The 15,074-nt window shown below is 36.2% G+C and carries 11 protein-coding genes; 4 read left to right on the top strand and 7 right to left on the bottom strand.

Going from position 1 to position 15,074, the window contains the following annotated elements; genetic code table 11:
• Positions 1–221: 221 nt before the first annotated feature.
• The 3 genes from KMW28_RS01350 (at position 222) to KMW28_RS01340 (ending at position 4,557) form a co-directional block, all read left to right on the top strand.
• Positions 222–1,682 carry a ComEC/Rec2 family competence protein gene (locus tag KMW28_RS01350; RefSeq protein WP_169664811.1) on the top strand — a complete coding sequence of 487 codons (1,461 nt, stop codon included), beginning with the start codon at positions 222–224 and terminating at the stop codon, positions 1,680–1,682.
• 138 nt (positions 1,683–1,820) lie between these two features.
• On the top strand, positions 1,821–3,236 hold the full coding sequence (glmM, locus tag KMW28_RS01345) for a phosphoglucosamine mutase (protein ID WP_066210779.1): 1,416 nt from the start codon (positions 1,821–1,823) through the stop codon (positions 3,234–3,236).
• Between the two features lie 175 nt (positions 3,237–3,411).
• Positions 3,412–4,557, top strand: a complete 1,146-nt coding sequence (locus KMW28_RS01340; protein WP_169664812.1) for a cysteine desulfurase family protein — start codon at positions 3,412–3,414, stop codon at positions 4,555–4,557.
• A gap of 219 nt (positions 4,558–4,776) precedes the next feature.
• Here the strand turns inward: KMW28_RS01340 and bshA are convergent, their stop codons facing one another.
• Complete coding sequence (gene bshA, locus KMW28_RS01335) at positions 4,777–5,919, bottom strand: N-acetyl-alpha-D-glucosaminyl L-malate synthase BshA (RefSeq protein WP_169664813.1); 1,143 nt, start codon at positions 5,917–5,919, stop codon at positions 4,777–4,779.
• Between the two features lie 24 nt (positions 5,920–5,943).
• On the bottom strand, positions 5,944–6,267 hold the full coding sequence (gene ytxJ, locus KMW28_RS01330; protein ID WP_169664814.1) for a bacillithiol system redox-active protein YtxJ: 324 nt from the start codon (positions 6,265–6,267) through the stop codon (positions 5,944–5,946).
• A 246-nt stretch (positions 6,268–6,513) separates the two neighbouring features.
• On the opposite strand from ytxJ, the gene KMW28_RS01325 reads away from it, so the two are divergent.
• Complete coding sequence (locus tag KMW28_RS01325; protein ID WP_169664815.1) at positions 6,514–7,407, top strand: hypothetical protein; 894 nt, start codon at positions 6,514–6,516, stop codon at positions 7,405–7,407.
• Positions 7,408–7,480: 73 nt separating this feature from the next.
• Here the strand turns inward: KMW28_RS01325 and KMW28_RS01320 are convergent, their stop codons facing one another.
• The 5 genes from KMW28_RS01320 to KMW28_RS01300 form a co-directional block, all read right to left on the bottom strand.
• Entirely contained in the window at positions 7,481–8,581 is a 1,101-nt protein-coding gene (locus tag KMW28_RS01320) for a hypothetical protein (RefSeq protein WP_169664816.1), read from the bottom strand.
• A gap of 85 nt (positions 8,582–8,666) precedes the next feature.
• Positions 8,667–9,437, bottom strand: a complete 771-nt coding sequence (locus KMW28_RS01315; RefSeq protein WP_169664817.1) for a LytR/AlgR family response regulator transcription factor — start codon at positions 9,435–9,437, stop codon at positions 8,667–8,669.
• A 2-nt stretch (positions 9,438–9,439) separates the two neighbouring features.
• A complete protein-coding gene (locus KMW28_RS01310) occupies positions 9,440–10,492 on the bottom strand; it encodes a sensor histidine kinase (protein ID WP_169664818.1) in 1,053 nt (350 codons plus the stop codon).
• Positions 10,493–10,593: 101 nt separating this feature from the next.
• Positions 10,594–11,931 carry a TolC family protein gene (locus KMW28_RS01305; RefSeq protein ID WP_169664819.1) on the bottom strand — a complete coding sequence of 446 codons (1,338 nt, stop codon included), beginning with the start codon at positions 11,929–11,931 and terminating at the stop codon, positions 10,594–10,596.
• Positions 11,918–15,073, bottom strand: a complete 3,156-nt coding sequence (locus KMW28_RS01300; RefSeq protein ID WP_169664820.1) for an efflux RND transporter permease subunit — start codon at positions 15,071–15,073, stop codon at positions 11,918–11,920. Before KMW28_RS01300 ends, KMW28_RS01305 begins: the two co-directional genes overlap by 14 nt.
• Between the last annotated feature and the right edge of the window lies 1 nt (position 15,074).

The raw sequence follows: 15,074 nt of genomic DNA, 5'->3' as shown, positions 1-15,074 counted from the left end.
CTTCGTCACCTCAAAGTTCTAAGATCTAATCAAAAAACTCAATGTATCTAGTTAAAAAGTAATGATAAATCTTTGAATTTGATAACTATTTAGCTTTCTCATACAATTATACTCCTTTTTTCAAATGCTTTTTCTTTTAAATCCAGAACAATCCATCATTTCTTTTTCTTCGCAGTCAGGTTTTTAGTAATTTACTTTCGCTAACTATTTTACTGCAAAACATGACGATTCGACAAGCACCTTTCTTTTGGATTAATATCTTTTTTATACTCGGTATTCTGATTGCTGAACAATGTACTACCAATCATCTCAACAATTGGAGTGTAGTAAGCATTGGACTATGGAGTCTATTTTTGCTGCTCTTTTATATCAGAAAGTATTTCTCTCCTGTACTCCTGCTATCTTTTCTTTTTTGTAATATTATTCTGATCGGATTTATCAGTGATAAACATCAAAAAGTAGCTATAGAAAGTGATACTTTTTTAGTAAAAGTCTTGAAAGTAAAGTCATCAAAGAATCATTATGTCGAAGGAGAAATACTTCATTCAGATCAATTCTATTCTCCAAAAGTCTATTTCTACCTACCCAAAGATTATTTGATACACACCGATGATCAAGTGTATATAAAAGGCAGTCTTGAAGTCATATCAAAACCCAAAAATTATCACCGGGCTAGAGGGATATTTTATAAATTAAAAGCCGATCAATATTGTTTAAATGCCCAAAAGGATCTGAATTCTTGGACATCAAGATATAGACGGTTCGTACAAAATACCTTCAGTTCCTCCTCTAAAGGTATTGCAATGGCTCTTTTTTGTGGAAATAAAAGTTATTTAAGCACCTCTACGAAAGATATTTTCTATAAAAGTGGGAGTATGCACCTATTGGCTTTATCGGGAATGCATATTGGAATATTGGTGGTGCTACTTCACTCATTATTATTCTGGTTTCGATGGTTGCCCAAGAAATACCATATTATTAGATGGGTGCTTACATGTATTGGTGTCTTCATTTTCTGTATGTTCGTTCAAGAAAGTGCTTCTATCTACAGAGCCTCTTTGATGTTGTACCTCAGTGCTATTTCATTACAGGTCAGAAATAAAATAAACCCCATTAACGTTATCTCTTTCACCTCTTTTGTGCTATTACTGCAATCCCCTTATTTACTATTTTCCTTAAGTTTCCAGCTCTCATTTTTAGCCGTATTTAGTTTGTGTTTATTCCCTTATTGGTCGATGATCGATAAATGGAATTGGGTATACAAAACTGTATTTTCACTTTTCTTGATGGGCATTTTGACCAATTTATTCACCTTTCCTATCGTTGTTCATCACTTTCATTACTTTGCGGTTTGGGGAATGATCTCGGGTATCTTATCTGGAATTCTTATTACAGTGATGGTATATATTGGAGGGCTTTGTTTATTGTTTTCTCAAATTATCGACCTCACTCTACTATTTGATCAACTCTTTGAACTCCTGCTATGGTGGCTAGAAATATTTAATCGTTTACCTCAAATTTCTTCTATTCAATTACCCTCTGTCCTAGCGTATGGATTAGTCGTTTGTTTGATTTGTTTTGCTTACGGTTTTTATCAAAAAGACCGGACTTGGAATAAAATAGGACTGTTCTTTGGCCTGTGTTTTCTCTCCTATCATTTTTTCCTATTTGATAATTCATGAAAAATTTAAGTCCAATTATCTCTCTATCTCAAAACTATGATTAAAAATCTGATCATTAACTTCAATTTTGATTGTTAATTTACTTCATCATATCATTAATAAGTTTAATTTTGTGACTTCATCAAATTTTTTGAGACTTTGACATTAATTAAATCAATTTCCGGTATCCGAGGAACTATTGGTGGTTCCGCTGAAGATTCTTTGAATCCAGTAGATGCGTCACGTTTTTCTGCCGCTTATGCAAAATGGATTCTTGCTAACGCTGAAGGAAGCAACAACAAAGTTGTTTTGGGTAGAGATGCTCGTGTTTCTGGCGGATGGCTATCTCAGATTGTATCGGGAACTTTACAAGCAATGGGAGTAGATGTGCTTGATTTAGGTTTATCTACAACACCTACTGTTGAACTTGCTGTTGAAATGGAAAATGCTGCTGGCGGTATTATCTTAACGGCAAGTCATAACCCTGCCAACTGGAATGCCCTAAAACTATTAAATTCAAAAGGTGAATTTATCTCTGCTGACGCTATGAAAGAAATTCTTGACGATGCTGAAGCGGGTAACTACGAGTTTGTTGACTACAAAAAAACGGGTACAGTAACAGAAGACGATACGTATATTGACAAACATATCGAAAAAATTCTTGCACTTGATCTAGTGGATGTAGAAGCGATTAAATCGAAAAAGTTTCGAGTTGTCATCGACTGCGTAAACTCAACGGGTGGTATTGCTGTTCCAAAACTTTTGAATGCTTTAGGAGTAGATCATACAGAAGAATTATTCTGTGAGCCAAATGGTCGATTCCCTCATAACCCTGAGCCGCTTCCTGAGCACATCAGCGAGTTATGTAGAACGCTAGAAAACGGAAACTACCACTTGGGTATTATTGTAGATCCAGATGTAGACCGTTTAGCTTTAGTCACTGAAGATGGTACTCCTTACGGTGAGGAATATACTTTAGTAACTGTGGCTGACTACGTTTTAGGCAAAACAGTAGGTAATACAGTCTCTAACATGTCTTCTACAAGAGCATTGAGAGATGTTACTGAAAAACATGGTGGTGAATATACTGCTGCTGCTGTTGGTGAGGTAAACGTGGTAAAAATGATGAAAGATACCAATGCTATTATTGGTGGTGAAGGTAACGGAGGTGTGATTCTTCCTGAACTTCATTACGGTAGAGATGCATTAGTAGGTATCGCATTGTTCTTGTCTAAGTTAGCTACTTTTGAAGGTTCTGCGAACATGCTTCGTGCTTCATATCCTAGCTACCATATCTCTAAAAATAAAATCGAATTAACTCCAGAAATTGATGTTGATTTGATTCTTGAGAAAATGCAAGAGCGTTATGCTAACCAACCTGTCAATACTTTAGATGGTGTAAAAATTGAGTTCGGTAAAGAATGGGTACACTTGAGAAAATCCAACACTGAACCAATTATCCGTATATATTCTGAATCTGAGACTGAAAGAACTGCTGAACATTTAGCACAGAAAATCATTTCGGATATCAAGGAAATTCTACAATCGAATAACGAAGTAGAAGAAGAAGCTTAATAAAAGAGTTAAATTACTGATAATCAAACTAATTTAACTTCAAAAGTATCCTAATATAACTTAAAGAGACGGGCAATCGTGAATAGGTTGTCCGTTTTTTTAAATAACTTTGCAGTCCGAAAAGGATTGTGATTACAACTACACACAACCAATTCAAATCATTTTATAACACACTATGAGCATTTACTTAGATAGCGCTGCTAGCACAGCCTTAGACCCTCAAGTAAAAGAGGCAATGATCTCGTCTATGGATGCCGTTTTTGGTAATCCTTCTTCAACACACGCACACGGTAGAGCATCAAAAGCTGAATTAGAAAAAGCAAGAAAGATGATCGCTCAAAACATCAATGCCCTTCCTTCTGAAATCATTTTCACTTCTGGAGGTACAGAAACTGACAATGCCGCTATCAAAGGTCTTGTGCATGCTTATGGCCTTAAAAGAATTATCACTTCTAAACTAGAACATCATGCGGTGCTTCATATTACTGAACACTTAGCACAAGAAAATAATATCGAGTTAATCTACTTGGATTGTGACAATAAAGGTGTTTTAGATTTAGATCAACTAGAACAACTTCTTTCTGAAAAAGGAGAAGAAACACTAGTAACTTTAATGCACTGCAACAACGAAATCGGTAATATCTTAGATATTAAAAGAGTAGGCGATTTATGTAAAGAAGCAGGAGCCTATTTCCACTCGGATACAGTACAAAGTGTTGGTCACTTCCCTGTAGACGTAAAAGAAATTCATGTTCATACTTTAGCAGGTGCTGCACATAAATTCCACGGACCAAAAGGTGCTGGTTTTATGTACATCAAAAAAGGCACTAAAATGCCTGCACTTATCGAAGGTGGTGGACAAGAAAGAGAAGTAAGGTCGGGTACTGAAAATGTTTGGGGTATTGTTGGTCTGGCCAAAGCATTAGAAATCGCTACTGAAGAGATGGATGCACACACTGCACATATCAAAGAAGTAAAGCAACACATGATCGATCTTTTAAAAGAACATATCGACGGTGTTGAATTTAACGGTATGAGTGCTAACCTTGATAACAGTTTATATACAGTATTGAACGTTAGCTTCCCTCCTTCTCCAAAAAACAATATGCTATTGTTCGCTTTAGACTTACAAGGTGTTTCTGTTTCTGGCGGATCTGCTTGTTCTTCTGGAGCATCAGTGGGATCTCATGTTATCGCTGGGATTGGCGGAGCATCAGATAGAACTTCTGTTCGTTTCTCTTTCTCTAAATACAATGAGAAAGCGGAGATTGATACTGTGGTTGGTAAGCTGAAAGAGATTTTGGGGCTTGTAGAAGCCTAAATTAGGTAGTAAGTAGCAGGTAGTAGGTAGCAGGTTTTCTGAGTTTACGCTCGTTTTTAGGAACTAAGGAACTAAGGAACTAAGGAACTAAGCTAATGGCTTTGTTAGAATAGACCTATTACTTTACCAATTATATTTATAAATAAAAACGGTCAGTTAACTAAATTAACTGACCGTTTTTTTATGATCTATTTTTAGAGTAAAAATCACTGCTACTTGCTACCTACTACCTACCCTGCTTTTTTCGATTGCTTCTTCATAAACGTCTACATAAAGCGGACACACCTTCTCGATAGAGAATTGTTGTGCTTGCTTCAGTGCGTTTTCTTTGAAGTAAGGTAAGTTTTTATCATCAAGAATGTGAAGTGCATTTTGTGCCATATCATCTACATCTCCGACTTCAGACATCATACCTGTTAAGCCATGGATGTTTACTTCAGGAATACCTCCAGCATTGGATGAAACGACTGGTACTTGGCAAGCCATTGCTTCTAAAGCGGCTAGACCAAATGATTCCTTTTCTGATGGCATCAAATATAAATCGGCAACAGATAAGATTTCTTCTACTTCGGCTATTTTTCCGAGGAAACGGACATCAGCACAAGTGCGAAGTTCTGCACATTTTTCTTCCAATTTAGCTCTTTCAGGACCATCGCCTACCATAAGAAGTTTACAAGGAATTTTCTCTCTAACTCTCTTGAATACTTCTAAGGCATCACCTGCTCTTTTCACCTCTCTCATGTTGGATACGTGAACCAAAAGCTTTTCTCCAGAAGGACAAATAGCTGTTTTGAAGTGATCTTTTTTATGCTTGGTAAATCTGCTTAAATCAACAAAGTTGGGAACTACCTTGATATCCGTGGTTAAATCAAAGATATCATAGGTTTCTTCCTTTAGACTTTCTGAAACAGAAGTTACACAATCCGATTCATCAATTGAAAAGGAAACGACAGGTTCAAACGTTTCATCTTTACCTACCAAGGTCACATCAGTACCATGCAAAGTAGTTACCACAGGCATATTGATTCCTTTCTTCGCTAAAATCTGCTTGGCAGTGTAGGCTGCAGAGGCATGAGGAATCGCATAGTGAGCATGTAAAACATCTAATTTTTCTGCTTGTGCTACCTCAACCATCTTACTTGTTAAAGCAAGCTCATAAGGAGGGTATTTAAACAACGGATAGGTTCTGATATCGACTTTGTGATAAAAAATATTTTCATCAAAAAAGTTTAATCGTGTGGGTTGTTCATAGGTGATAAAATGAACTTCGTGTCCTAGCTTAGATGCTAAACACTTTCCCAATTCTGTTGCTATCACCCCACTACCGCCATAGGTAGGATAACAAATAATGCCGATTTTCACAGGTTAATACGTTTAATGGTGCAATTAGGCTAAAACTTCGTTGTAAGAAATGCCCATGTGTGAAGCAGTGTACACTACTTTACCATTTTCTAAAACAATTACTTGAGGAGATTGATGTTCTACCCCAAATTTTTCTGCAATTGTATTCGAAATAGGTCTATACTGAATAAGATCTAAATAGTAAGGAGTAACGTTATTGTCTTCTTCCCAAGATCTTTCTAATCTATTCAATGCCATTGAACTAATCGAGCATCTTGTAGAATGTTTTAAAATCATCACTCTATGTTGATGAGACTCTTCTACTATCTGATCCAATTGATCTAACTCGTTTAATGTTTTCCAGTTCATTGTACTTTTCAAAGTTCGTTTAAACAACATTCGCAATGTACTCAAAATTTTATAGAATATCATATCTATTCAACATTTGATCATGCACCATAAAAACCGCTAATCTGCAATTTTTGTTTTAAATCATCAAATTCTTGGGTTTATCTAATTTATTTTCAAATTAATGACCTTAAACTTCTACTAATTATTTGTTTTGAGATACTGAATTTATCTCAGACTATTTTTCAATTTAATGTTACTCTTAGTATGAAACTAACTACACTATTATTCTTACTTCTTCCTTCATTTCTATTTGCACAAGAGTTGGTATCCGAATTAAACGGATTTAAACTAGGGCAATACAAAATCACCACAAAAAATGAATATGGAAAGCCTTACGATGTTACCAATTTTGAAGATGGTTTTGTAGCAGAGATCTTCTTATTGAAGGCTGATCAATCAGCTTACACTATTTTTGAATATTCCAATTGGAATAAAAATAGTATTTGGTCGATACAAGTCTATGGTACTGATCCAAGTTTGGGTACTTTCTTTAAAGGTATTCATTTAGGAATGAAAAAAGCTGACTTATTGGCTAAAGTTGGGCAACCTACAAGCTACAAAAATGTGGGTGAATATGGGGAAATGCTCATTTATGAAAATACAAACTACTCCTTTGAAGTAAACACCCAAGGAGTACTATCCTCCATTAAAATAATTGATACCACTTTAGAAAATTCGTCTGATGAACCAGAATTTCAATCATTTGATATTTTAGCAAGGAAACTCACTTCAAAAAATAAAAGTGAGGTAGCTTCTGTACTTTCCCCCTCCTTAGAAATTTATAAATATCAACAGATACTATTCTTCAAAAACTCTTGGGAAAAGGAGGTTAAAAATGATAACAGTGAGATTTTTAAAACCATCAAAAAAATTTCTAAGAAGCTGAAAAAAGTAAATCAAAATAAAAAAGAGGAATTCATCTCTAGTTTAAGAGTTTTTTCAGAATACCCTGAAGCTATGTTTGTGATTAAATTACCCAAACACAAGTACATCAAAGAAATCGTTTTGAGAAATGAACTTGGAGAATATAAGGTATATGAGATAAAGTTAAAGTCGGCTGAAGTTAAAAATGAAAAGCCAAAAGGGACTTATTTATAGATCAATAAAAAATTACGTATCATGGGTTCAAGAGTAAAAACCTTGACTCATGATACAAGATAAATGGACTCTTTTAGTCTACATTCTTATGTAACCCTTTCTCTCTCAATTTTCGTTTCTCCGCCATCTCTTCCTGCTTTTGCTTCTCCCACATCTGCTCCCTCACCTGCCATTGTTTTACAGCCACTCGTTCTATCACCTCATCCAATACTTTATTGGTCAATTCTGCCACAAGTTGAGAATCCTCTGATTTATCTTTAGTAAATAGAACGCCTTCTATCACTTGATAGACCACTTCTCTAAGTACTTCTTCATTTTTAGCAGATGATAAGTCTTTCAGAATATCGTTGACTACTGTGTTGACAATATCAGAAATAGCTCCTTCTAGTCTTCCTGCAGCGTAGTTTCCCACCACAGGAATCAATTTGATATCGTTAATTTCTTGATTCTCCTTTACAGCATCCTCTATGAGCACATCCACATATTGCTTAAGATCATCTTCTCTATCCTTGTGCACTTTTCTCACCACATTCATCACTTTAGAGGAAGCAAGACGTGAAATATTATCTTGATAGGGCTTGACGACATCATTTAAAAATTTATTGTTGCCGTATTCCCCTGTATTGACTTCATCTTTTACTCCTTCTAATACATTAATCACCACCGCATCCGAAATTTCTTCTACCACAATTTCTTTAATGTGAAGAATGGTTCTGTAAATACTTAAATTTTCGAGGTTGATTACTTCCTGACTATGCCATCTAAACAGCATGGCGAAAATTCTAAGTAAACGGAAAAAGTGCATTCCAGGAAAACTACCTATTAGGTCGTAGAAATGGATAAATGGGTAGAAATACCATTTCGCATACGTCTTTAATTTTGTGGCTTCCCACCAAGAAAATAAAAACTCCAACAAATAGAAACACATAAATGTAATCTCTATTATATAGAAGTTCTCGAATACATAATCTTGATATAATAACGTAGGATAGGGTAAAATATAAAACAAAGCATCTCTAACAATTTCTGTTTCAAAGAGAGAGTTAAAGACCATCCACAAAAGGTTAAAAATGATGATATTCAACATAATGATGTCGCGTACCAACCTTTTGTATTCTTGCTTGTCTAATTTATCGTAATTAAAATGCTGTTTTATATTCAGAAAAATGTTCATCTCAGAGTCTTTGATATTATCTAGCAAAATACCAATAAATACTGACTCTTCTGAAAATAGATTATTAAGAATCTATAATTTGATGTTACTTATTCAACCACTCCTTAAACTTACTCACCTTATCTGCAGGTACAAATAACTCCGAGGGCGTTTCTGGCTGAGTAAATATTCTCAGTTTTGTCTTAGAATACCACGTGACATTATCAATAGCATTGATGTGAACTATGTACTTTCTATTGACTCTAAAAAATTGTTTAGGGTTGATCTTTTGCTCAATCTGATCCATAGTATAATTCACATCATACATTTTTCCATCTTTCACTTGGATGAAAACGGCTTTACTTTCAGCAAAAATATAGGCGATATCTTCTACTTTGATCGATCTAAGTTCATCTCTATAACTCACCATAAATCGCTCTTTGTATTCTTGATGCATCTGTTGAGCAACAATTTGCCCCAGCATATCATAATCGATTTTGTTCGATTCCTGTTTAGTCGAATATTGCTTTTTAAACTTCTCTATACTTCCCTCTAATTCTGCAAAACTGATGGGTTTTAATAAGTAATCTACACTGTTTTGCTTAAACGCTTTAATAGCGTATTGATCAAATGCTGTGGTGAAAATAATGGGTGTATCCACTTGCATCTGCTCAAAGATTTCAAAGCTGTTGCCATCCGATAAATGAATATCCATAAAGATGAGCTGTACTTCTTCACCCGACTCAAAAAATTCGATACATTCCTCAATAGATTCTATAGCGGCCACTACTTCAAAATCATCTTCCAATTTCCCTAAAAGCAATTTGAGTTTTCTTGCACTTGGTGCCTCGTCTTCTACAATCAGAACTTTATACATATTTATTGATTTATAAGTGGTAACTCTGCTATATATTGATCCTCTTTAACGCCAAAACGTGGGGTGAGATCAGAAATTAATTTATACTTTTCTGTCAGATTTTTGAGGCCTGTATGAGTGGATTCTATTTCTTTAGCATCTCTTAATTGATAATTATTCGACACTATTATCTGATCATTTTCCTGATAAACACGGATCTCTAAAGGGTTTCTTTTTGATATTTGATTGTGCTTAATCGCATTCTCAATCAATACTTGAAGCGACAATGGTGGAATTAATTTTTCGGGAATATCGTTATCCAATTCATTTTTGATGATCAACCCTTCTTCAAAACGAATCTTTAGGAGGAATAAATAAGCGTCGATAAAATCAAGTTCTTGTTCGACAGGTACTAGAACGTCCTCACTAATAGTAAGTACATAGCGATATACTTTGGCAAATTCTTGAATAAATTGATCCGACTTTTCGATATCCTCATAAATTAAAGAGGATAAAACACTCAAATTATTAAATAGAAAATGATTGTCTAATTGATTCTTTAAAGCAGAATATTTCGTTTGCAATTGAGCTTTCTCCATCCTTTCAAGGTTCAGCTCTAATTCGTTTCTTTCGTTAATTACCTCAATAGCTTCAATCGCTACTACAAATAATATGTTTTCGATAAGTGGAAGGGCAAACATTCCCTCGACGGGTGCATCAAATTCTTTGAGAGCGATAAAACGTTGCACAAAAGTATCGCTACCAAAAGCATAGTGCATAAACCACATAATCAATGAAGTCATACCTATAACCAAAAGAAAATCAACCAATCCCCTCAGTATTAAATTCTTCTTCCAAGGAAGGATTTTATTCAGTTTTTCTATTACAAAATAGTAGGTGAATACTGCCAATGTAGAGAAAAATAGAATCATAGGGAGCATCTCTGTAAGAAAATGCCTGATTTTATTTTCAGATATATAGCCACTAATCGCCAATGTCGACATTGGGATAAGTATGATACAAAAAACAGTTAGTGGCAGGAAAAAGAGCCACATTAAATTCTTTTTCTTTTTCATATACATCAAATATAAGCAATAGCACTTAGAGCCTAATTGTCTAAGTGCTATATACTTTGGTGTAAATTCAATCAATCTATTTTTCTCACAGAAAATAAATCCTATTCATTAATTTGATCTAGTAGATCACCCGAAAGTTGAAGGATAGAATACTCAGCCACTTTGGCGTTGTACAAAGCATCGTTCAATCTATTCTTAGCGGTTTGAAGGTTGGTTTGTGCCGTACGGAAATCGATGCTTGTTACCTGACCAAGCTCATATTGTTCTTTGGTCTGTCTGAAGTTCATTTCCGCCTGCTCCATACTTTTCGCCTCCATATTGGCAATGCGTTGTTTGTAATCGTAATCCGACCATGCATTCATTACGTCTCTTTGCAATTCTTTGGTCAACTGCATGGTCGTTTCTTGTTGAGCGATTACGTTTAACTTGGCATTCTGTTCTTTTTTCTTCTGTTGATGTCCGTTAAACACATTAAAAGACATCGTTACTCCGGCTTGCATTCCCAGGTTTTCGCTATATAAAACCTGACCTGCATCGTTGTTCATTCTATTGTATCCGTAAGAGGCATAAGTAGATACTGTTGGTACTTTTGATGCTTTTGCGATCTTCAAATCCAATTCCGTAATCTCTTCTTGTTTCTGTTGTGCTAAAAGCGATAAGTTCTCCGTCATTGCCTTATCCAAAATCACATCGGCAGATAAACCTTGAATGAAATCGAAATCAGAATCTACTTCGTAAAGTGCATTTACCTCGCCTCCCAATACTACATTCAGTTTTCTAATTGCCGTGTAATAAGCTTGTTCAGTTTGAAGATATGAAGTGCTATCGCTATTCAAATCCACCTCGGCATTTAATACTTCCAACTTTGTCGATTGACCCAATAGGTAACGGTTTTTCAATCGTTCCAATCGTTTATTTGATGTCACAATTGTCTCCTTGGAAATATTTAAATTCTCTTGTTCACGAGAGATATCATAAAATGCTTCTACCACTTGAAGCACCGTTGTTTCTACTTCTTGCTTAAAACGAATCTCTTCCAAAGTGGCACTCTCACGAAGTTGGTTCAAGGTAAATCGATTACCATTACCGTTAAAAAGCACATAATCCATTCTAATATTGGCATCGTAAGTAGTCGATGCAGCATTGTCCAAGACCATTCTATTATCGGAATCAGAAGGAGCTCCAGTGTTCATAAACTCCATTTCTGTATCGTTATTGCTGTAATCTGCAGTGGCATTTGCGGTAACAGAAGGAAGTAATCCCGCCATTCCGGCCGTCGCATTATTATTAGCTTGTTCTTTATTTACAGCAACTGCTTTTAAATTGTGGTTGTTGGTTAAAGCCAATTGAATGGCATCGTTGATACTCATTTTTTCCTGAGCAAAGGTGTTTCCTGCCAACATCAAGAAACTAAGGATAATAATATTAAGCTTCTTCATAGTCGTATGCCAATTCTTTGATTGCTGATTCTACTGATTCTTTTTCTACTTTCACTCCCGTGTTCAACTCTTTCAGCTTCACCTTAATTTGGTTGAACATCTTGATACAAACTGGGAGAATAATCAATGTAATGAGTGTCGCTCCTGCAATACCGTAGGAGATGGTAATCACCATTGGAATCAGGAACTGTGCTTGTAAACTTTTCTCTAATACCATCGGTCCCATACCTGCAACTGTGGTTACAGTGGTTAAGAAAATCGGACGGAAACGAGAAACACAGGCTTCGATTAACGCTTCATCGAATTTCATCCCTGCCTTTAAGTTGAGGTTGAAAGCATTAATCAATACCAAGGCATCATTCACCATCACACCGAGCAAAGCAATGATTCCCATAAACGACATCATACTGATTGCAAATCCGTGGATATAGTGTGCTAATACTACCCAAATGAAGCTCAGCGGCACTAAAGCAAATACTGTAAAGGCTTGACTGAATGATCTTAAAGTGAAGACCACTATCGTAAACATCAGGATAAACACAATCGGAATCACTTTGGCTGCAGAATTGGAAACTTTCTCTTGCTCTCTCTTTTGGCCATCGAAATCAGCTTCCACCGTTTGATGATCATGAAGAAGATCCGGTAACAATTCTGTTTTTATCTTATTGAGGATATCTGGAAGGGCATCATCTGGATTTTTCAGTTGAGCCGTTAACTTCATTTCTCTGTTAAAGTCAATGTGATTAATTGATGAGTAACCGTCTTCTATTTCGAAGTTGGCCACTTCAGAGAAAGGATAAGCGACTCCATTACCCATTCTGATTTTCATCTTTTCTAGGTCTCCAAAGCTGTTTCTGTTATCCATGTCGTAACGTACCCACACCTTCACTTCGTCTTGTCCTCTTTGTATTCTCTGAATCTCGTACCCAAAGAAACCCTGACGAATCTGTGAAATCACTTGCTGTTCCGTTAAGCCTAACTGATAGGCTTTTTCTTTTAATGAGATATGGATTTCTCTATTCCCTGTAGGGTTATTGTCCTTTACGTTTCTCAACTCAGGCATTTTTTCCATGCGGAGTTTCAATTCCTTTTTCACCACTTCTAGCTCTTCCAAATCGTCTCCTCTAAGAGAAACTACTACAGGGTCTCCGAAAGGTGAGAATGAGGCAAAACTGATGGATTCAGCTCCAGGAATTTTACCAATTTCTTCCGACAACATGTTACTTACATCTGCCGTAGAACCCTGACGAACTTCTGCTCCTAATAAAGTAAGGTTAAACTGTACTTGATGTCCCGATCCCATATACACCATATTTACCATCTTGATAATATCCTTATCGCCTTGCTGATTAGGTCTCATTTTATCGTTGACAACATCAATGGCTGCTTCGATTTGTTGTACTCCCTTTTCAGTAACTTCTTGCTGTGTACCGTTCGGCATCACCAATGTGATAGTTACATCATCTCCTTCAATGTTAGGAAAGAAAGTAGCAGGAACGACTTTTTTTGCCATCATTCCTACTGTGAAAATAAACAGGGCTATAGTGATACTAAACGTGATGGCTTTATTCTTAAGAGCGAATGCTAAGACGGGTTTATATACCTTATCCCTAAATAAGAATAAGTATTTATCTACCGTTTTGATAATGATATTCGACTCGGTTTTCCCATCTTTTTTAAATGCTTTTGAGAAGGCTAAATGCGCAGGTAGTACAATCAGACATTCGATAAGCGACACGAATAATATCAATCCTACGATCCAGGACATGTCTTTAAAGAAATCTCCCATTGTACCGTCCAAGAACAAGAAAGTGGAGAACGCTACGATGGTGGTCAATACAGCAGAGATCACTGCGGGTAATACCTCCATGGTACCATCAATTGCTGCTCTGATCGCTGGTTTTCCCTTTTCGTAATGCTGATAGATATTCTCCGCCACAACAATTGCGTCGTCCACCAGAATACCTAGGACTACAATCAATGCAAAAAGAGAAATCATATTGATGGTCACCCCTGTAAAGGAGATCAAAATAAACATTCCGAAAATGGAAAATGGTATTCCTAGTGCTACCCAAAAGGCGATTCTTGGGTTTAGGAACAAGGATAAAACAACCAATACAAGGACAATACCCATCACACCGTTATCAATTAGTAAGTCCAAACGCTGACCTAATAAATCAGATTGATCTCTGATGACATCAATGTGTAATACCTCGTTTTGTTCGTTAAATGTTTCGATATAATCGTGAAGCACATCTGCTGTTTGAAGAATATCTTCACTGAAAGTATTATTGATAGTAACCGTTACCGCTCTTTTACCATTTAGTGTGGCTCTAGCGGGAGCATCTTCCCATTGATCGACTACTTTTGCCACATCTTTCAGACGAATCACACCTCCATTTTCCGTTTGACGAATAATAATATGGTCCAACTCTTTTGATGAATACCCTTTGTTATTAGCTCTAATGTAGAACTCCTCTTCACCATCTTTGATGCTACCGCCTGTCATGTCCAAGTTTGCTCCTTGAACAGCCATGGCCACCTCTTCGAAAGTCATGTTATAACTTTCCAAGGCATCTTCCTGAAGTAAAATAGCAATCTCTTCGCTTGGGTAACCTGAGATTTCAATTTTAGAAATCCCTTTCATCGCCAATAGATCTTTCTCGACTTTTCTAGCCGTTTCTTTCAACGATTTTAGAGAAACACCCTCTCCTGTAATCCCAAACATGAAACTGAAATTGGAATCTTCGTGCTTAGATGAAACTACCGACTCCACATCCAAAGGGAAAGAAGAAATACCTTCAACAACATTTTTCACACGAGTAAGGGCTTCGTCCATATCTGTTCCTTTGAACATCTCCAACGTAATCTTACCTACATTCTCCTGAGAGTATGAAGTGATCTGATCCAACCCTTCCAATCCTTTTAATTCTTCTTCGATTTTCAGGATCACTCCCTCCTCAATCTCTTCCGCAGATGATCCAGGGTAAACAACATCTACATAAATAAATCGCATAGGAGCGTTGGGCATAAACGTACTCGTCATATTTCGAGCCGCCATAAAACCCAGTACCAGTGTCAGTGCCATCACTAAGTTGACCGCCACTGGAAATTTGATAAAATAGGATATTAATTTCTTCATG

It is taken from the genome of Flammeovirga yaeyamensis, from assembly GCF_018736045.1.
GTDB lineage: Bacteria > Bacteroidota > Bacteroidia > Cytophagales > Flammeovirgaceae > Flammeovirga > Flammeovirga yaeyamensis.
This window is presented reverse-complemented; position numbering and strand designations above follow the sequence as displayed.